This is a genomic window from Bradyrhizobium sp. (genome assembly GCF_047605465.1).
Lineage (GTDB): Bacteria > Pseudomonadota > Alphaproteobacteria > Rhizobiales > Xanthobacteraceae > Bradyrhizobium.
The window spans coordinates 21,310-39,715 of the sequence record NZ_JASGFS010000042.1 but is presented as its reverse complement, the minus strand read 5'-3'; the positions used below and the strand labels follow the sequence as shown (position 1 = coordinate 39,715).

Sequence of the window (18,406 nt, the reverse complement as noted above, 5' to 3'; positions counted from 1 at the left end):
GGAATTCGTGAATAGACCTGCTCGGGTCAGCGCCCAATCGACACCAACCGATTCCGCAAATGGCATGGCGCTGTTGCGCGATCCCCTCATCAACAAGGGTACCGCATTCACCGAGGCGGAGCGCGCGGCGCTCGGCCTGCGTGGCCTTCTGCCGCCCTGCGTGCTGACGATGGAGATGCAGGTCGAGCGTGTGCTCACCAATCTGCGCACGCTGCCGACGGACCTCGAGAAATACGTCGCGCTCAATGCGCTGCACGACCGTAACGAGACGCTGTTCTTTCGTGTCATCATCGACAACATCGACGAGATCCAGCCGATCATCTACACGCCCACGGTCGGGCTCGCCTGCCAGAAGTACGGCCTGATCTTCCAGCGGCCGCGCGGCATGTTCATCTCCTCGCGCGATCGCGGTCAGATCGCGGAAATCCTCAAGAACTGGCCCTATCCGGCGAAGCTGATCGTCGTCACCGACGGCGAGCGCATCCTGGGGCTTGGCGATCTCGGTGCCAACGGCATGGGTATCCCGGTCGGCAAGCTCTCGCTCTATTCGGCCTGCGCCGGCGTGCATCCCGAGCACTGCCTGCCGATCGTGCTCGATGTCGGCACCAACAACGAGGAATTGCTCAACGATCCCTATTATCTGGGCCTGCGCGAGCGGCGGCTCACGGGCGAGGCCTATGACAGCTTCGTCGATGAGTTCATGCAGGCCGCGCGCAAGACCTTTCCCGGCGTGCTGATCCAGTTCGAGGATTTCGCCAATCACTCGGCGTTCAAGCTGCTGCACAAATATCGCGACGAAGCCTGCGTCTTCAACGACGACATCCAGGGCACGGCGGCGGTGGCACTCGCGGGTCTGTTCTCGGCGTTGCGCATCACGGGCGGCAAGCTGAGGGACCAGCGCATCCTGTTCCTCGGTGCGGGGGAGGCGGCAACCGGCATCGCGGACCTCGTCGTCTCCGCCATGATGGCGGAGGGAGCCTCCGAGGCCGAAGCACTCCGGCGCAACTGGCTTGTGGACTCCCGCGGCCTCGTCGTTGCCGGCCGCGCCGGCCTGTCCGGCCACAAGCTCCGCTATGCGCACACGGATCAGGACCAGATCGCGGACTTCCTGACCGCGATCCGGACGCTGAAGCCGACGGCGATCATCGGCGTTGCCGCGGTCGGCGGCGCCTTTACGCCCGAGGTGCTGAGGGCGATGGCCGAACTCAACGAACAGCCGATCGTGTTCGCGCTGTCCAACCCGACCTCGAAGGCCGAGTGCTCGGCGGAGGACGCCTATCGCTATACCGAGGGCCGCGCGCTGTTTGCCTGTGGCAGTCCATACGACCCGGTGAAGCTCAACGGCCGTACCTTCGTGCCGCGCCAGGGCAACAATTCCTACATCTTCCCCGGTGTCGGTCTCGGTGTCATCGCCAGCCGCTCGCGGTTGGTGACCGACGAGATGTTCATGGCCGCCGCGCACACACTTGCGAATTCCGTCGGCACGGACGACCTCGCGCAGGGGAGCCTCTATCCCGCGCTGCCGCGCATCCGCGAGGTCTCGGCCCGGATTGCCGTCGCGGTCGCAGACGTCGCTTATCAGCGCGGGCTGGCGGACGGACCCGCACCCAACGACGTGAAGGGTCTGGTCCAGTCGCAGATGTACGATCCCGCGTACTGACGTCGCCAAGCCCGAACGGCGCGGTTTGCGCGCCGGCACTCCCATATCTCGCGGCCGGGCTCGTCCCGGTCATCCACGCTTCGCAGATGGCGCGACGAACCTGGATAAGGGGGGCTTTCGTCCCCGCAGGCGGGGCAGGCCGGGCATGGTGACCTGTCAGGTTCTCAGGCCGTTTGATCGGCGGGGCGACCCGCCGGATCGCGAACAGGTCAGCGGCGATACCAGTTCAGATGGAATCGCCGTTGTGCCGCGCGGTCGCATATGCGACAGTCTGTAGCGTTACAAGAAAACTCAATCCGCAAGGTTAGATGCCATGGACGATCGTTTGCCCGAACTGGGCGACCTCGAGCGCGAGGTCATGCAATTGGTTTGGGCTCACGGTCCGGTGACGGCCGAGGTCGTGCGTGAACGGCTGTCGCGGCGTCTGAAGGAATCCACGGTTCGCACGGTGCTGCGCCGGCTCGAGGAAAAGGGCTATGCTCGCCACACCGTGGACGGACGCACCTATGTCTACCATGCGGCCGAAGAACGAGCGCGGGTCGCGGCCAAGGCCGTGCAACGTATCGTCGACTGGTTCTGCAACGGCTCGATCGAAGAAGTTCTCGTCGGCATGGTGGACAATGCGATGCTCGACCAGCAGCAATTGCGCACGCTGGCCGATCAGGTGGCCAAGGCGAAGAAGGCGAGGGGAGTGAAGAAAGAATGATCGCAACTCTGGCGGAGGCGGCGCTACGCTCCTTTGTGCTGGGCGGCGTCGTTTGGTTCGGTCTCATCCTGTTTCGCGTGCGCAACCCGCACGTCCACATGACGGCGTGGGTCGTCGTGCTGCTGGCATCTCTGGCGATGCCTGTCGTGATGCACTGGCCGACGCTGACGATCGACAGGCTGCCCTTGTCCGTACCGATGGCGGACGATCTCTGGCCGGCCGACCTTTCGATCCTTGAAGCGCCGCAGCCGATCTCGCCCGGCGCGGTCGCGACACCGCCGGCTCGAAGCGGTGTGGCGATCGATTGGTGGCTGGTCGCGACGATCGCTTATGCCGTCGTTGCCGGCTTCCTGCTGCTGCGTCTGGCGGTCGGCCTCGGCCTGACCTGGCGCCTGGTGCGCGCGGCGCAGCCGATGAGGGGCACGCAGTTCGTCGGCGCCGACGTGCGCGTCAGCCGCGATGTCGGCGGTCCCGTCACCTTCGGATCGACCATTCTGGTACCGCCGCAATTTATCGGCTGGGATGCGAAGAAGCGCCTCGCGGTTCTCGCGCACGAAGGTGCGCATGTGGCCAACCGCGACTTCTACGTCCTGCTGCTGGCGTCGCTCAATCGTGCGTTGTTCTGGTTCAGCCCGTTCTCGTGGTGGCAGCTCACGCGTCTGGCCGAGCTTGCCGAGATCATCAGCGACGCTCAAGCGATCGAGGTGATCGACGACCGGCTGTCCTATGCCGAAATCCTGCTCGAGGTCGCGACCGGCGTGAAGCCGCGCCCGGTGGAGCTTGCGATGGCGCGAGCCTCGACCGTGCGGGCCCGCGTCGAGCGCATCATCGCTGCCGCCGCCATGCCTGCGGCGATGAGCCGGCGCAAGCGGCTATGGATCATAACGGCGATCGTACCGGCCGTCGTCGTGTCCGCGGGCATGATTGCCTACCGTGCGCCGGATTCCATGCCCGCCACCGCCGCCGTGGATCTCGGCGAGGCGCCGGCCCAGCATTATCGGCCCTTCGTCAACTTCTACGCGATGGGGCCGGCTTCCGTGTTCGCGATCTTCCGTGAGGGCGACGTTCTCTATGGGCAGCTCACCGGGCAGCGCAGGCTGCGCCTGACGGTCGGCAACGACGGAATTGCCTCCTACGCGGCCTCGTCCGGCGAGATCACGTTCCCGGTCGAGGCTGAGCGCCGGTCCTCCGAACTGAAGTTGCGCATGAACGGCCGCGAGGTGCGTGCGGTTCGCCTCGTCGAGATGCCGGCGGTCGCCGCCGATCCGGCATCGCTCGATCAATATGCCGGCTGGTACAAGGTTGCGCCGGATCGCGTGCTGACGGTGCGTCGTGACGGCGACGGGCTTCAGGCACAGGAATCCGTGCTGGGCCGCGCGACGCTGCTTGCCGAAGGCGCTGACGCGTTCTCCATTCGCGGCGAAAATCTCCTCATCTTCCTGCGCGACGAGCAGGCGAAGGTGACGCGCGTCCTGCTTCAGAACGCGGTCGCCGGTGCCCGCATCGCGCCCCGGATCGACGCAGCGGCGGCGAAGGCGATCGAGGCGGACTTCGCGCGCCGGATCGCCGAAGTCCCGGATCGCTTCAGGGAGCAGGTCCCGGTCGCCGGCGGCAAGGAAGCGATCCTGCGCGGCATCGAGGATCTGCGCCGCGGCACGCCGAACTACGATCGCATGAGCGCGCCGCTCGCCGCCAAGGTCCATCGCCAGCTGGACGAACTGCACGCGACCTTCCTCGCGCTCGGCGGGGTGGAGTCGATCTTCTTCCGCGGCGTCGGCCCCGGCGGCTACGACATCTACGGCGCGAAGTTCGAGAACGGATCGGCGGAATTCCGCCTGCTGCTCGAGGCCGACGGCAAGGCCGGCGACGTGATCTTCCGGCCCGATGGCAATGACGAACTCGGCGGCATCGTGCCTTGCTCGGAGGAGGCAAGCGTGCGCGGTCGCGCCGGCACGTCGCCGATCCGGATCATGGTCTATAACGAGATGGCCGACGACATCCAGATCTTCAATCTCGACGCCGACGGTAACCGAAGGACCGAGAGTGTCGTCAGACCTAACGCGTCCTGGGCCGGCCTGACCACCGTGACCAATCCGTGGATGATCGCCGACAAGTCGGGTCGATGCATGGAGATCCTGCTGCCGGGCCGGCAGACGCGCTTTCACAACGTCGAGGCGACGAACCTGGGCGCACGGCCCGGACACGCCGCACGTCGCGCCGTTCCGATCGCCAATGGCGAGGACATGCTGCGCCGCTACATCGAAGGCGTCGGCAAGGGACAGCCGGATTACGAGCACATGACATCGGAAGTGGCCAACATCACGCGTCAGCAGCTTCCCTTCGACCAGGCCATCCTGGCGCGGCTCGGTGCATTGCGTGCGGTTTCGTTCCGCGGTGTCACCGCGCTCGACAGCGACATCTATGTCGCTCAATTCGCCAACGGTTCGGCGGAGTGGCGCATCGGTGTGCGGAACGACACGATCACGAAGATCGCGCTCGGGCCGAATTACTAGCGATTCCCTTCGTCGCTGGAATGCCTGTTCGGTTGGACCGTGGTTTCTGCGGAGACGCCGGGATGAGACTCGTCGCATCGATGTGGGCACTTCCAGTCGTGCTCTGCTTGTCGGGGCCGGCGCCGGCCGATGAGCTTGCGACGCCCGTCGATGCGGGAAGCGCAGGCTTCTCGGCCGCGCGTCTGGCGCGGATCGCGCCATGGTATCGGGCGCGCTTCGATGCTTTCCCGCCATCGGCGGGCCTCACCCCCGGTGCCGTCGTCGCCATCGCGAAGGGCGGCAAGCTCGCCTATCTGCAGGCCATCGGATATCAGGACCGCGCCAAGACCATTCCGATGAAGACCGATTCGATCTTCTGGATCGCCTCGATGTCCAAGCCGGTGACCAGCGTTGCCGCCATGATTCTCGTCGATGACGGCAAGCTCGATCTCGACGCTCCCGTCTCGCAGTATCTGCCCGAACTTGCGAACATGCGTGTCGCGTTGCAGACCACCGATCCCGTCACGGGCAAAACGGACTACGGGCTCGGCTGGCCGACGCCGCCAAAGCGCGCGATGACGGTCCGCGATCTGCTCCGGCATACGTCCGGCCTGATCTATCCGGAGATGGACTTCGCCTACCCGGAGCAGAGCGTTGCGGACACAGCCACCGCGGTCGGCGTTCGAGCCATCCACGGTCTCTATGGTCTGAGGGCCGTGTACCGCCGCGACAGGACGCTGGCCGATTTCGTCGCCAGTCTCGCCGGTCTGCCGCTCGCGCATGAGCCCGGTGAGGCCCACGAATATGGCTGGAGTGCCGATGTTCTCGGCCGCGTCGTCGAAGTGGTGTCGGGCCAACCTTTCGACCAGTTCCTGCAGAACCGGATTTTTACGCCGCTGCACATGGTCGACACCGGCTTTTATGTGCCGGAAGCGAAACGCGATCGTCTCGTCGACGCTCCCATGCCGGAACGGCCGCCGATTTGGGATGTCACGACACCGCCGAAGCTGTTTGCCGGCGGTGGCGGACTGGTTTCGACCGCGCCCGACTATCTCCGGTTTTGCCAGATGCTTCTGAACGGCGGCGAACTCGATGGGGTCCGCGTGCTCAGCCCGCAAGCCGTGAAGGACATGAGGACGAACGCGCTGCCGCCGGATACGCGAATCTTTGGAGGTGACGAGGTCGGCGTGCGTGCCGGGACAACCTTTGGCCTCGGCTTCGCAATCCGCATCGATCCGGTTCACAGCTGGGTACCGGGCGCGCCTGGAAGCTTCTCCTGGGCCGGACTTTGGGGCACTTATTTCTGGATCGATCCGGCGCAGCAATTGATCGGGCTGCAGATGATCCAGGCGACGCCCGGAAGCAAAGCGCGTCTGGCGCTGATTCCCCCGGGGATCAATCATCTCGTTTATGGCGCGTTGGCGGTCGCCGAACCGCTCCCTTCCGCGCCGCCAGTCGCTCCGGTGAGCCTGCGCCCCGAAGCGCTTGCCGATTATGTCGGGACCTATGACTTCGGCTTCACGGTGAGCGCGCACGACAGGCAAGGGCTGGCCGACGGCAGGAATGGATGGGTTGGTATCGAAACATACGTCGCCATGGAGCAGGGTGGCCTCAGGATCGACAGGCCGGCCCCAGGGAGCCCTGCAATCAAGGCCGGTTTGACCGCGGGCGATCTCATCACCGAACTTGATGACGTTCCCCTCGAGGGCCTCCCGCTCGCCGACGTCCTGGCCAGAATACAAGGCTTTGTCGGTACGACCCTCAGGATGAAGATCGTTCGCAAGGGGCAGGACGATGCACTTGAACTCGGGGTCGTGAGGTCGGCTCGGCACGCCAACGCGGTTCACCTCAGTCTTCATGTCGCGCAAGGCAAGCTGGTCGCGGAAGCGACTGGCATCTGGCCGTTGCTCGAATTCGAAAAGGGCAGGATGACGCCGTTTCTCGCGCTATCCCGCGACGAATTCGTCGCGGATGACGGCGATCGCAGCCGCATCGCTTTCGTCAGGGACGCCGAAGGTAAGGTCTCCGGACTTGTCCTGAATTCGGGACCTTCGGAGCTCAGGGCCGCGCTGATCACACCAGTGCCCGAATAGCGAAGGCGCCGCCGCCGCGGTGTGCGGTGCGCTGAAGCGGGAAGTCCGGCGCGCCGCGGCTGTCCCCCAATCCGCGCTTGTCCGGATTGGTTTTAAGTGCTACGAATTGTAGCATTACGGTTCGTACCGGACATGGCCCATTCTGCTGCGTGCGATGGGCTCGAAGGGATCGGGCATCCGCCATGAGCAATTCCGCAAAGGCCGAAGCTGTGCTGGCCCTCAATCGGTTCGGAATGGGGCCGCGACCGGGCTCAATTGCGGCGGTGGGGGCCGACCCGCGCGGTGCGTTGATCGCCGAACTCGACCGGTCACTGATCCTGACCGCCGCTGCCGACCTGCCCTCGAGCGCGAAAGCCTATCGCACCGTCGCCGATGCCAATGCACGCCGAACGGCGCGCGCGAAACAGGCGCAGCAGCAGGCAAAGAAGCTGCAGATCGCTGCTTCATCGGCAGCCGCCACGGGCGACCAGAACAATCAGCCTCAAGCGCAAACGCAGGCACCAGCACAGGGGCAAGACAAGGATGTTGTCGAGATGGCCGCGAAGCAGGCGGCCGATGCCGTTCCCGATCCCGGTCGTCCCATCTATCTGCAGGAGGCCAAGCTGCGCACCGAGGCGGCGCTCGCCGCCGATATCGGTTTCGCCGAGCGGCTGGTGTGGTTCTGGTCGAACCATTTCTGCGTTTCGGCCAACAGGATCCAGAGCATGTCCGGCGCCTATGAGCGCGAAGCCGTTCGCGCGCATACGCTCGGCCGTTTTGTCGATCTCCTGCTGGCCGTCGAGGGCCATCCGGCAATGCTGTTCTATCTCGACAATCTCGGTTCGATGGGAGCGAACTCGATCGCCGGCATCAATCGCAGCAGCGGACTCAACGAGAACTTCGCGCGCGAGGTCATGGAGCTGCATACGCTCGGCGTGCGCACCGGCTACACCCAGGACGACGTGATCAGCTTCGCCAACGTCCTGACCGGCTGGACACTCCTGCCGCCGGGCGCCGATCCCCAGCATGGCGGCGAGTTCACCTTCAACCCGCGGCTCCACGAGCCCGGCGCTCAGACCGTGCTCGGCAGGCGTTACGAGCAGGAGGATGTCGAACAGGGGCGCGCCGTGCTGCGCGACCTCGCGGCGCATCCGGCAACCGCGACCCACGTCGCGACCAAGCTCGCGCGCCATTTCGTGGCGGACGAGCCCTCACCGGTGCTCGTCGAGCAGATGGCGAAGACTTATCGCGACACCGAGGGCGATCTCAAGGCGGTCGCGATTGCGATGGTATCGTCGGACGAGGCGTGGCGTGGGCCGCCCTCGAAACTCAAGCGCCCCGGCGAATGGGTTGTCGGGATGGTGCGCGCAGCCGGGATCACGGTCGTCGACCCCGCACGCTACACCGGAGGACAGGAGCTGCTCGGCGAGGCGCTGTGGCGTCCGCCGGCGCCCAAAGGATATCCCGACGACGAAGCAAGCTGGATCGACGGCGTCGGTCGGCGGCTCGACGTTGCCAACAATTTTGCCGAACGCATCGCGGGCACGGCCGATCCGCAGGGCATCATTGAGGACGTCTTCGCATCCGAGATAGCGCCCGAGGTGAAGCAGGCGGTCGGCCGCGCCGAGAGCCGGCAGCAGGCGTTGGCCCTGTTGTTCATGTCGGCGGATTTTCAGAGGAGGTGAGCATGAGCTTCGTCAGTCACCTGCCGACGCGGCGCGAGCTTCTCGTCGGCTCCGGAGCGCTGTTCGCATGGAGCCAGATGCCGCGGCTCGCGCGCGCCGAAGGGCGCGATCCGCGTCTGCTGGTCATCGTTCTGCGCGGTGCGCTCGATGGATTGGGCGCGGTCGCGCCCGTCGGCGATCCCGACTGGGTATCGTTGCGCGGCGACCGCGCGCTGCTGCTGGACGGCAAGCCGCCCGCGCTGCCGCTCGATTCCTTCTTCGCGCTCAATCCGGCGATGCCGAACCTGCATCGGCTCTACAAGAGCGGCAAGGCCTCGATCGTCCACGCCGCCGCGTCGCCCTATCGCGAGCGCTCGCATTTCGACGGTCAGGACGTGCTGGAGAGCGGTTTCGCCAAACCGGGCGCGACCGGCTCGGGATGGCTCAATCGTGCGCTGCTCGCGCTGGAATCGGGCGGGCGTGTCGATCCGCGCGGCAGCCGCGCGCTCGGCATCGGTTCGGTGACGCCGCTGGTGGTGCGCGGGTCGGCGCCGGTGATGACCTGGGTGCCGCAGAAATTGCTGCCGGCGAGTGCTGATACGCAGAGCCGCCTGCTGGATCTCTACCAGCACACCGACGCAAAGCTCGCGACGGTGCTTCAGGCGCGCATGAAGCTGGCATCGCTCGGCGGCGCGGCCGGTATCGGTGATCCGATGTCGGACGATCCGACGCTGGTTGCGCCCGGCATCGCGCGGGTGCGCGCTTACTTCGCCGAAGCCGCCGGCACCGCCGCGCGCTATCTCGCCAAGCCCGATGGTCCTCGCGTCGGCGCCATGGGCTTTGTCGGCTGGGATACGCACATCGCCGAAGGCGCGGCGTCGGGGCAGCTCTATAATCTGCTCGGCGCACTCGACGGCGCGTTTGCCGCGATCGAAAGCAACATGGGCGATGCCTGGCGCGAGACGGTCGTGGCCGTGGTCACCGAGTTCGGTCGCACCGCGCGCATCAACGGCACGCAGGGCACGGATCACGGCACCGGCACGGTCGCCTTCCTCGTTGGCGGCGCACTCGCCGGTGGTCGCGTGATCGCGGATTGGCCGGGATTGAAGCCGGCGCAGTTGTTCGAGGACCGCGACCTCAAGCCGACGACGGATCTACGCGCCGTGTTGAAGGGCTTGCTGAGGGATCATCTGTGCGTCGAGGAGAATGCCCTCGCCGAGGCGGTCTTCCCCGGCAGCGCGGATGTCAAGGCGATGGATGGTCTCGTCGGCTGACGGCGCGGCCATCGCAAATGCATCGAGGCGATGATGTGCACACTGACGCAACGGGAGCTCGATTTTCTCCTCAGCCTGAGGACGGGCTGGCGGCGGCTCTATCGGCGCGAATTGGCGCGGCTGTTGAAGGGCGGTGTCGAGGTTGAGGAAACCTGGCCTGACATGCCGCGAACCATCATCTGGCGCGCTGTTTCCAGCTGATTTTCCCGGCTCTGTCTCGATTCAGGACAGATGGGTGTTGTGAAAGCGCCACAGGCGCCGCGAAACGGTAGCGGCCCTCCCGCCGCTTTTCTTCCGACAAGATTCCGCCCCCGTTGCCCACCGAAACTCAGGGGCATTCGGAGGGGCGTCTCATGTCTCGCAATGCACGTGCCGAAAGTGCCCGGATAGTCCTCGCAATCTCGCACCGCCCGCCGGTCCGGCTGTTGCTCGCCGTGGTCGGCGCCGCATCGCTCGCCGCCTGTGCGCAATCGCCCGTCGGTCGCCAGAAGGCCGATCTCGGCATCAGCCGTCAGGCCGCGGTCGAGCGGCCTCACAGGGTTCAGTCCGTGGCGGCCCTGCATCCGCGGCCGGTCAGCCGGGTGCGTGTGCCTGACACCGCCGACAGCGCCACGCGGACAGCCTCGCACGGCGTTGCGAGCTTCTACTCGGATACGGAGACCGCGAGCGGCGAGAAGTTCGACAAGAACGAACTGACCGCGGCCCATCCCACCCTGCCATTCGGCACCAAGCTGCGCGTGACGGATCTCTCCTCCGGCCGCTTCGTGACCGTCAGGGTCAACGATCGCGGACCCTATGTCCGCGGGCGGGTCGTCGACATCTCGCCGTCCGCGGCGGAGGCGCTTGGCATGGTCGACAAGGGCGTCGCCAATGTCAGGCTCGACGTCGTTCAGTAGACCTCGCCGATCGGGATCGGCGTCACGGGTTTAACTTTAACCGGCTGTTAGCCGCTCTGGCCCACCATGGGTACCCTGACAAAACGGGGCTCTTGGGGAGACGGCGGCTTGAACACGATCCAGTATCTCGAAGATCAGGCCGCACGCGCCGAGCGGCTGGCCAAGCGGCTCACGGATATGCCGACCATCGAGAAACTCCTGACCTTCGCCGGCGACCGCCGCCGTGAGATCGAGGTCATCGCCCGCAAATACCATCGCGCCTGATTTCCAAACCATGCACTGATTGCATTCCCCCTCGCGCCGGAGCGGGGAACTTCCTCTCGTCTTCCGCGTCATGACAATGATCGAAGAGGAGGAGGACATCATGGGTTTTGGAAGAGGTGCTTTGCTTTGGTTGCTTGGTGTGCCGCTGCCGGTGATCCTGCTGCTGGCATTGTTCTGGCACCACTAAGGTGTCACGCGAAAAGCGCCGCGGAAGCGGCGCTTTTTTGTTGCTCGCGAAATCCGATCGCGACGGTCTGCGCTCAGCTATGGCTTTCGACGAACTCGCTGAGATGGTCGGGCAAGGTCACGCCATCGATGTCGCATCGCGCCCGGATCTCGCTGGCGACCTCGGTCGAGATGTCCTCCATCCAGTGCTCGAACGTGTTGAACGAGATCACCTTGATGGGGTCGTGGAAGCAGCCGCTCACCAGCTCCCTGATGGTGGCTTCGAGGTCGCTTCGCTCGACGCGGATTTCAGTCGCCTTGTCGCGGCGATCGATCACCACGAACAACGTCTGATCCGCGCCATAGGGCACGGCGAAGTATTGCACGCTGGCGTCAAGCATCGGGGGGCGTCCTGGCTTGCGATCCCAGACAACGGAAACGACCGGAAGAAGGTTCCTGTCGTCGCGCGGTCCATTATTCAGGCGCCGCACTTGCCTGCGTTCAGAGAAATTCCCTGAGCCGCGCCAGTTCGGTGATGTGTTCGGCCGACAGCACTTCGGTGACCAATGGCGGCTGCGGCGCCGTGTGGATTTCATAGAGATGCCTGGTGACCTCCGGCTTCTCCATGAAAGCCGAGATGCACGCATCGAGGGTATCTTCGATCAGGTGGTAGGACGCGCGGTCCGGCCGGCGCCGGTTTCCGAGCGAGGGCCATTTGTGCAGTACGGCGAATGCGCCGAAGTCGACTTTTGAGTCCGTAACCGACGCTTCACCCATATCCTGCCTCACGCAAAAGAGAGCCCCAGCACGCAACTCGCTTGCCGGGGCTCATACATCTGGCTGCATCTCGAAGTCGCAACACCAACGCGATGGACCGGAAAAGGTTCCCGGCCGATCCGTCGCTAGCTCGCGGCCGCAGCGATCTTGTGCCCCGGGCTGTCATGACCGCGGTCGTTCTCGCCGCTGCGCCGGACCTCCGGCGGCAGCCCGGCGAAACGCCGCAAGGCTTCGGCCATCTTCACCCGGCCGGACACTCCGGTGATGACCACGTCGACCATCGCGAAGGACGAGTGGAAGTGTCCGTGTGCGCCGAGCTGTTCGACCGGGACGCCCGCGGCCGCCATCGCGTCGGCATAGGCCACGCCCTCGTCACGCAACGGGTCGAACTCGCAGGTGACCACGAAGGCCGGCGGCAGGCCCGCGACCTTGCCGCGGAGCGGCGAGACGCGCGGGTCGGTGCGGTCGGCCGGCGAGCAGTAGAGGTCCCAGAACCAGTACATCAGCGACCGCGTCAGGAAATAGCCGACCGCATTGTCGTTGTAGGATGGCCGGTCGAAGGTGCAGTCGGTGACCGGGCATACCAGGAGCTGGCCGGCGATCTCGGGGCCGCCGCGATCGCGCGCGAGTTGGCAGGTGACCGCGGCGATGTTGCCGCCGGCGCTCCAGCCCGCGACCAGCACCGGGCCCGGCTTGCCGCCAAGCTCGGCTGCGTGGTCGGCGATCCAGCGCGTCGCCGCGTAACCGTCCTCGGCCGCCGTCGGGAAGCGATGCTCCGGCGCGTGGCGATAGCCGACGCTGACGAAGATCATGCCGGTCCTGCGCACCATGTCGCGGCAGAACGGTTCGTCGGACTGTTCGTCGCCGAGCACCCAGCCGCCGCCATGGAAATAGACCACGACGGGATGCGGCCCGGGCGTTGAGGGCCGATACAGCCGATAGGGCAGCGGACCGTCGGTGCCGGGCAGTACGCCGTCGACGATGTCGCCGATGGGTCGTCCCGCGGGGCGGCCCTTGTTGAACTCGTCGACGAAGGCGCGCGCGCCGATGGCGCCCATCGATTCGATCGGAGGCAGGTTCAATTGCCCCAGCAGGTTCAGCACCAGGCGCACGTCCGGTTGCAAGCGCACGATCTCGCCGTCATTGCACTGCGCCGCGACGTCGGGGCCGGTCAGCCTGAAGCCGAGCATGCCTCGGCCGACGACCTCGTCGCAGATGCTGCGATACGGACCCACACCGCCGGTGTAGGGCATCAGCGCGTGGACCTTGCCGGGGACGTTGGCGCCCGTGTACCAGGTGTTGGCGAGCCGATGCAGCGTCAGCATCGCGCAATCGGCCATGTGCCGCCCCCAGCCTGCCTGTGCGGTCGCGGTGGCCTCCATCGTGGTGAAGCCCGTATCGCGCAATGCCGCGAGCCGGTCGACCACCCAATCGACATGCTGTTCGATCGACACCGCCATGTTCGACAGCACCGAGGGGCTGCCGGGACCGGTGATCATGAAGAAGTTCGGAAAGCCCTCGACTGTCAGCCCGAGATAGGTCTGCGGCCCCTGCGCCCAGACATCGGAGAGCGATTTGCCGCCGCGGCCGGTGATCGGATGCACCGCTCGGATCGCGCCGGTCATCGCATCGAAGCCGGTCGCGAACACGATCACGTCGACGTCCACGCTGCGCTTGTCCGTGGCGATGCTGCGTGCCGAAATCGCCTTGATCGGCTCCTGGCGCAGATTGACCAGCGTGACGTTCGGCCGGTTGTAGGTCGCGTAGTAGTTGGTATCGAGGCAGGGACGCTTGGCGCCGAAGGGATGATCGTGCGGCGTGAGCGCGGCGGCAAGTTCAGGATCCTTGACCGCGGCGCGGATTTTCTCCCGGAACAGCTCGGAGACGAGATTGTTGCCATCGACGTCGACGCCCTGATCAGCCCAGAGCTGCGTGAGGATGTAGACGAGATCGCCCTTGCTCCACGCGTCCTCGAACCGCGCACGGCGTTCGGCCTCGCTCAATTGCCAGCTCACGGCCATCTGCTGCGGATAGGGAACGCCGGTCATCGACTGCCGCGCCTGCTCGCGATAGGCCGCGCGGTCGGTGCGCAGCAGGTCCGCGCGATCCGACGGTGAGGGACCGTTGTGCGCAGGCAGCGCGAAATTCGGCGTGCGCTGGAAGACGGTCAGATGCGCGGCCTGCTCGGCGATCAGAGGGATCGACTGGATGCCCGAGGAGCCCGTGCCGATGACGGCGACGCGCTTGCCGGCGAGATCGACACCGTCATGCGGCCAGCGCCCGGTGAAATAGACCTCGCCCCTGAAATCCGCGATGCCGTCGATCTCCGGCGGCTTCGGCGCGGAGAGACAGCCGGTCGCCATGATGTAGTAGCGGCAGGACACCGGCGCGCCGTTGTCGGTGGTGAGCTGCCAGCGTTCGGACGCATCGTCCCATTTCGCTTCCGTGACCTTGGTCTTGAAGCGAATGTCGCGCCTGAGGTCATAGCGGTCGGCGACGAAGCCGAGATAACGCAGGATCTCGGGCTGGGTCGCGTACTTCTCCGACCACGTCCAGTCCGTATCCAGGTCGGGGTCGAACGTGTAGCTATAGTCGATCGTCTGGATGTCGCAGCGCGCGCCGGGATAACGGTTCCAGTACCAGGTGCCGCCGACATCGCCGGCCTCTTCGAGCGCGACCGTCGAAAAGCCGGCCTTGCGCAGGCGATGCAGAAGGTAGAGGCCGGCAAATCCGGCACCGACGACGGCAACGTCGACCTGTTGAGCTTTTCCGCTCGTCGTCTCAGAGGCACGTGTTGCGACCTGTGCGTCAGGCATGGCATTCCTCCCGTGCGTTTTGTTTTGCCGGCAGGCTATCGCCACAGGCCCGGCTTGTCATCAGCACAGGTGCAATCTTCGGTAGTCGTTTGCGGCGTCTTCGTGGCCGCGCGAAGGTTGCGGCGATACACGCATCGCAACGCACAATCACCAGTGATTCTCCGGGCTAATCAGGTGGGATCCTTCTGTGTATGTTGAGGTTCCGCGCGTGCGTACCGACCAGGCGTCATGACAGAGCTGAGCGAGCGAACCAAAGCGAACATGGACGTGGTCCTGGAGGAGACGTGCCGCCAGCTGCCGCACGGGGGCGATCACGACAGCCGCAGGTTCATCGCCGAGCGCCTGATCGAAGCCGCGCAATCCGGCCGCTCCACACTCGGTGAACTCGGTATCGTCGCGCGCCGCGCGCTGGCCGAACTCACCGGCAACGGCAATTAGCGCCAGGCTTGCTTCGCCGACGGCCGCGGACGTAGTCTGACCGGGACATTTCCGCGCCGAGACATCCAGAATGCGGCCCTTGCTTGCGCTCGTTGCGGCCTTCGCGTTGCTATGCCGCGCCGGCCCCGTCGACGCCCAGCCGGTCGGACAGTTTCCGTTCGCCTTGACGCGCGAGGGACAGATGCTCGGCGCCGTCGAAGGCGAGGTCGCATCGTTCAAGGGCCTTGCCTACGCTGCGCCCCCGGTAGGGCCGTTGCGCTGGCGCCCGCCGCAGGCGACGTCCGCGAGCCCGGACATGCGCACCGCCTATGATTACGGAGCGCCTTGCCTGCAGCCCTCGATGCCGGGCGCGAGCGAGGATTGTCTCACGCTCAACGTGTTTCGCCCCTTCGGGGTCGATGGCCCGCTGCCGGTGATGGTGTTCATTCATGGTGGCGGCTTCGTCACGGGCACCGTCAACGATCCGCTGTTCGACGGCGCGAAACTCGCGCAGGCCGGCCTCATCGTGGTGACGCTGAACTTCCGCCTCGGGGCACTCGGCTGGCTGGTACATTCCGGACTGTCGGAGGGCGGCTCCGGCAATTACGGCCTGATGGACCAGATCGCGGCACTGCGATGGGTTCACGACAACATCGCGGCCTTCGGCGGCGATCCCGGCAACGTCACGCTGTTCGGCACCGGATCCGGAGCGACCTCGATCGCGCTGCTGATGTTGTGCGCGCAATCGCGCGATCTGTTTCACAAAGCCATCCTGCAATCGGTGCCCGCGCGTGCGCGATTGCGCTCGGCGCAGGAGGCGGAGACGCAGGGCAAACGGTTCATCGCTTCACTTGGGCCGGACGCCGATCCGCGCGCGACCACGCCTGCACGCGTGCTCGTTGCCGAGAGAAGCCTGCTTGCAGGATCCTCGCGAAGCTTCACTCCGGCGATGGACGGAGGTCTGGTGACGGAAGACGTCGCCGGGGGCTTCGCGGCGGGACACGAAAGCCGCATTCCCCTCATGATCGGCGCGAACGATGACGAGACCCGCTTCGACGGCGAGCTCGACATCAAGGAGGAGCTTGCATCGTCGGGGACTACGATCGAGGGCCTGCGACAGCTCTATCCCGACGTCGCCAGGCCATCGGAACTGGCCGCGAGGTTCTACACCGACAAGGTCTTCTCCGAACCGGCGCGATTGCTGGCGCGTCTGCACGCGGCGGCGGGCGCTCCGACCTTTCGCTACCGCTTTGCCTACATCCCCGAGGCCCGGCGCGGAAATCCCGACGCCGGCCACGGGCGGGAGCTGCAGTTCATCTTCGGCGTGGAAGGCCTGCCGGGTGCCGGCATCTTCTCGCGGCATGATCGCGAGGTCGCAAGCCGCATGCGCGCCTACTGGACCAACTTCGCGAAGAGCGGCGATCCCAACGGTCCAGACCTGCCGCGATGGGATGCGGCGGCCGGCGGCGATCGCCTGCTGCTGATCACGAACGAGAGCATGTCGAGCGGCGACGATCCCTGGTCGGATCGCCTCGACCGGCTTGCGCGCTGACGTCCGAAGGAGTTGGCCGGTCTCAGGCCGCCAGTTCGACGCGGGGCGCGGGCGTCAGGCGGTCCTCTTCCAGATAGTCCATCGCGCCGTCCTTCTCGACGGCGTAGAACTGCAGGCCTTCCCGCGACCTGAAGGCGGCGCGGACGACCCCGCGGCGACCCCTGTCACTGTTGACCACATCCCCCAGCGCAAACTTCTTCATCTCACGACCCGTTGTCATCTGGCCGATTCCTCCGGCCCCACGGGGGATTTTGAAAGGCAAATCGTTAACGACTTGCTAACCATGCCGGTTTGCCTATGCTCCCCGCCGTCGCGCGGCTCCTGTACGCGCTCATGTCGCAACGAGATCAGCCTTTCGCTCATGACGCGATTTCCGACCCTCTTCCTGTCGCATGGCGGCGGTCCCTGGCCGTTCATGGAGGACAGGCGGGTGCAATATGCCAGGACCGCCGAAGCGTTCGCGCGGCTGCCGCAACGTCTGCCGGCGCAGCCGAAGGCGGTGCTCGTGATCACCGGGCACTGGGAGGCCGAAGCGTTCACGGTGTCGACCTCGCCGCATCCGCCGATGGTCTACGACTATTACGGCTTCCCCGAGCACACCTATCACCTGAAATATCCGGCGCCGGGCATGCCCGCGCTTGCCGCAGAGGTGAAGGCGCTGCTCGCGCGTGCCGGTCTCGACTGCCGGGAAGATGCCAATCAGGGTTTTGACCACGGCACTTTCGTGCCGCTCGGCTTGATGTATCCGAACGCGGACATGCCGATCGTGCTGCTGTCGCTGAGGTCGAGTTACGACGCAGCCGAGCACATCAGGGCCGGTGCGGCGATCGCTTCGCTGCGGGACGAGGGAATCCTGATCGTCGGCAGCGGGCTCACCTACCACAACATGCGCGGTTTCGGCCGGACGGAATCCAAGCCGGTCTCCTACGACTTCGAAGCCTATCTGAACGAGGCCATCAGCCATCCGGATGCGGCGCGCCGCAATGCCATGCTGGTCGACTGGCAGAACGCGCCGAGCGCGCGCCTTGCCCATCCGCGCGAAGACCACCTGCTGCCGCTGATGGTGGCCGCCGGTGCCGCCGGCAACGACGTCGGCCATCGTGTTTTCGTCGACGAGGTCGCGAACGTGGCGATGGCGTCGTACGCGTTCGGCGGCTGACTTTGCCGGCCCGGAGACCGGGCCGGCGCAAAATCCCGAAAACAACCCCATGCACAGTAGAACTGTCCGGTCGGCCGCGATGCCGCAGACGGTCCCGGAGGCATTTGACACGTCGGGCAAAACACCCGCAAAATTCGATCATGGCGCCTGGTGGCCGGACGCTGGATCGAGGCGTCCTCGCCGGACAGGCTGCGGGCCGAACGAGGTGAGGGGTGTCACCCGTATTTCAGCTTCATCACCAGAATCCCGCCGGCAAGCAGCATGGTGATGGCATTGGCGGCGACCAGCGGGGCATCGCCGCAGAGCACGCCGTAGACGAGCCAAAGGGCGAGGCCCAGCATCATGACCAGGAACATGCCGAGCGAGATGTCGCCGGCCGAACGGGTCTTCCACACCTTGATGAATTGCGGCGCGTAGGCAATCGTGGTGCAGGTCGCGGCGGCAAAGCCGATCAGCTTGATTGCGAAGGGGTCCATGCCTTGCGCTATAGCA

At 65.7% G+C, this 18,406-nt stretch carries 17 protein-coding genes; 12 read left to right on the top strand and 5 right to left on the bottom strand.

Features of this window, described 5'->3' with window-relative positions:
* Positions 1–7: 7 nt before the first annotated feature.
* From QM712_RS25275 to QM712_RS25235, 9 genes are all read left to right on the top strand, one after another.
* Positions 8–1,660 carry an NAD-dependent malic enzyme gene (locus tag QM712_RS25275; RefSeq protein ID WP_415025871.1) on the top strand — a complete coding sequence of 551 codons (1,653 nt, stop codon included), beginning with the start codon at positions 8–10 and terminating at the stop codon, positions 1,658–1,660.
* 313 nt (positions 1,661–1,973) lie between these two features.
* Positions 1,974–2,366: a BlaI/MecI/CopY family transcriptional regulator gene (locus QM712_RS25270; protein ID WP_415025870.1), complete on the top strand. Its 393-nt coding sequence runs from the start codon at positions 1,974–1,976 to the stop codon at positions 2,364–2,366.
* Entirely contained in the window at positions 2,363–4,879 is a 2,517-nt protein-coding gene (locus QM712_RS25265; RefSeq protein WP_415025869.1) for a M56 family metallopeptidase, read from the top strand. The genes QM712_RS25270 and QM712_RS25265 overlap by 4 nt, the downstream gene beginning before the upstream one ends.
* The gene (locus QM712_RS25260; protein ID WP_415025868.1) at positions 4,819–6,951 is read left to right on the top strand and encodes a serine hydrolase; all 2,133 of its coding nucleotides are present in this window, start codon (positions 4,819–4,821) and stop codon (positions 6,949–6,951) included. Before QM712_RS25265 ends, QM712_RS25260 begins: the two co-directional genes overlap by 61 nt.
* A 182-nt stretch (positions 6,952–7,133) precedes the next feature.
* Complete coding sequence (locus tag QM712_RS25255) at positions 7,134–8,615, top strand: DUF1800 domain-containing protein (protein WP_415025867.1); 1,482 nt, start codon at positions 7,134–7,136, stop codon at positions 8,613–8,615.
* 2 nt (positions 8,616–8,617) lie between these two features.
* Positions 8,618–9,868, top strand: a complete 1,251-nt coding sequence (locus QM712_RS25250; RefSeq protein ID WP_415025866.1) for a DUF1501 domain-containing protein — start codon at positions 8,618–8,620, stop codon at positions 9,866–9,868.
* A gap of 33 nt (positions 9,869–9,901) precedes the next feature.
* Positions 9,902–10,069: a hypothetical protein gene (locus QM712_RS25245; protein WP_415025865.1), complete on the top strand. Its 168-nt coding sequence runs from the start codon at positions 9,902–9,904 to the stop codon at positions 10,067–10,069.
* A 152-nt stretch (positions 10,070–10,221) separates the two neighbouring features.
* Positions 10,222–10,764: a septal ring lytic transglycosylase RlpA family protein gene (locus QM712_RS25240; RefSeq protein WP_415025864.1), complete on the top strand. Its 543-nt coding sequence runs from the start codon at positions 10,222–10,224 to the stop codon at positions 10,762–10,764.
* Between the two features lie 108 nt (positions 10,765–10,872).
* On the top strand, positions 10,873–11,028 hold the full coding sequence (locus tag QM712_RS25235; protein ID WP_415025863.1) for a hypothetical protein: 156 nt from the start codon (positions 10,873–10,875) through the stop codon (positions 11,026–11,028).
* 260 nt (positions 11,029–11,288) lie between these two features.
* On the opposite strand, the gene QM712_RS25230 is transcribed toward QM712_RS25235, so the two are convergent.
* From QM712_RS25230 to QM712_RS25220, 3 genes are all read right to left on the bottom strand, one after another.
* Entirely contained in the window at positions 11,289–11,594 is a 306-nt protein-coding gene (locus tag QM712_RS25230) for a hypothetical protein (RefSeq protein WP_415025862.1), read from the bottom strand.
* Between the two features lie 100 nt (positions 11,595–11,694).
* Positions 11,695–11,970, bottom strand: a complete 276-nt coding sequence (locus QM712_RS25225; RefSeq protein WP_415025861.1) for a hypothetical protein — start codon at positions 11,968–11,970, stop codon at positions 11,695–11,697.
* 125 nt (positions 11,971–12,095) lie between these two features.
* Entirely contained in the window at positions 12,096–14,786 is a 2,691-nt protein-coding gene (locus QM712_RS25220; protein WP_415025860.1) for a flavin-containing monooxygenase, read from the bottom strand.
* A 228-nt stretch (positions 14,787–15,014) separates the two neighbouring features.
* Between QM712_RS25220 and QM712_RS25215 the strand changes: the two genes are divergently transcribed.
* Positions 15,015–15,224 (top strand): hypothetical protein, encoded by a 210-nt coding sequence (locus QM712_RS25215; RefSeq protein ID WP_415025859.1) that lies wholly within the window; start codon positions 15,015–15,017, stop codon positions 15,222–15,224.
* Positions 15,225–15,294: 70 nt separating this feature from the next.
* Positions 15,295–16,755 (top strand): carboxylesterase/lipase family protein, encoded by a 1,461-nt coding sequence (locus QM712_RS25210; RefSeq protein ID WP_415025858.1) that lies wholly within the window; start codon positions 15,295–15,297, stop codon positions 16,753–16,755.
* A 22-nt stretch (positions 16,756–16,777) separates the two neighbouring features.
* Here QM712_RS25210 and QM712_RS25205 read toward each other — a convergent pair whose 3' ends face one another.
* Positions 16,778–16,975: a hypothetical protein gene (locus tag QM712_RS25205; protein ID WP_415025857.1), complete on the bottom strand. Its 198-nt coding sequence runs from the start codon at positions 16,973–16,975 to the stop codon at positions 16,778–16,780.
* Positions 16,976–17,116: 141 nt separating this feature from the next.
* Between QM712_RS25205 and QM712_RS25200 the strand changes: the two genes are divergently transcribed.
* A complete protein-coding gene (locus QM712_RS25200) occupies positions 17,117–17,914 on the top strand; it encodes a DODA-type extradiol aromatic ring-opening family dioxygenase (RefSeq protein WP_415025856.1) in 798 nt (265 codons plus the stop codon).
* Positions 17,915–18,129: 215 nt separating this feature from the next.
* On the opposite strand, the gene QM712_RS25195 is transcribed toward QM712_RS25200, so the two are convergent.
* Positions 18,130–18,390 (bottom strand): SemiSWEET transporter, encoded by a 261-nt coding sequence (locus QM712_RS25195; protein WP_415025855.1) that lies wholly within the window; start codon positions 18,388–18,390, stop codon positions 18,130–18,132.
* Positions 18,391–18,406: the final 16 nt, after the last annotated feature.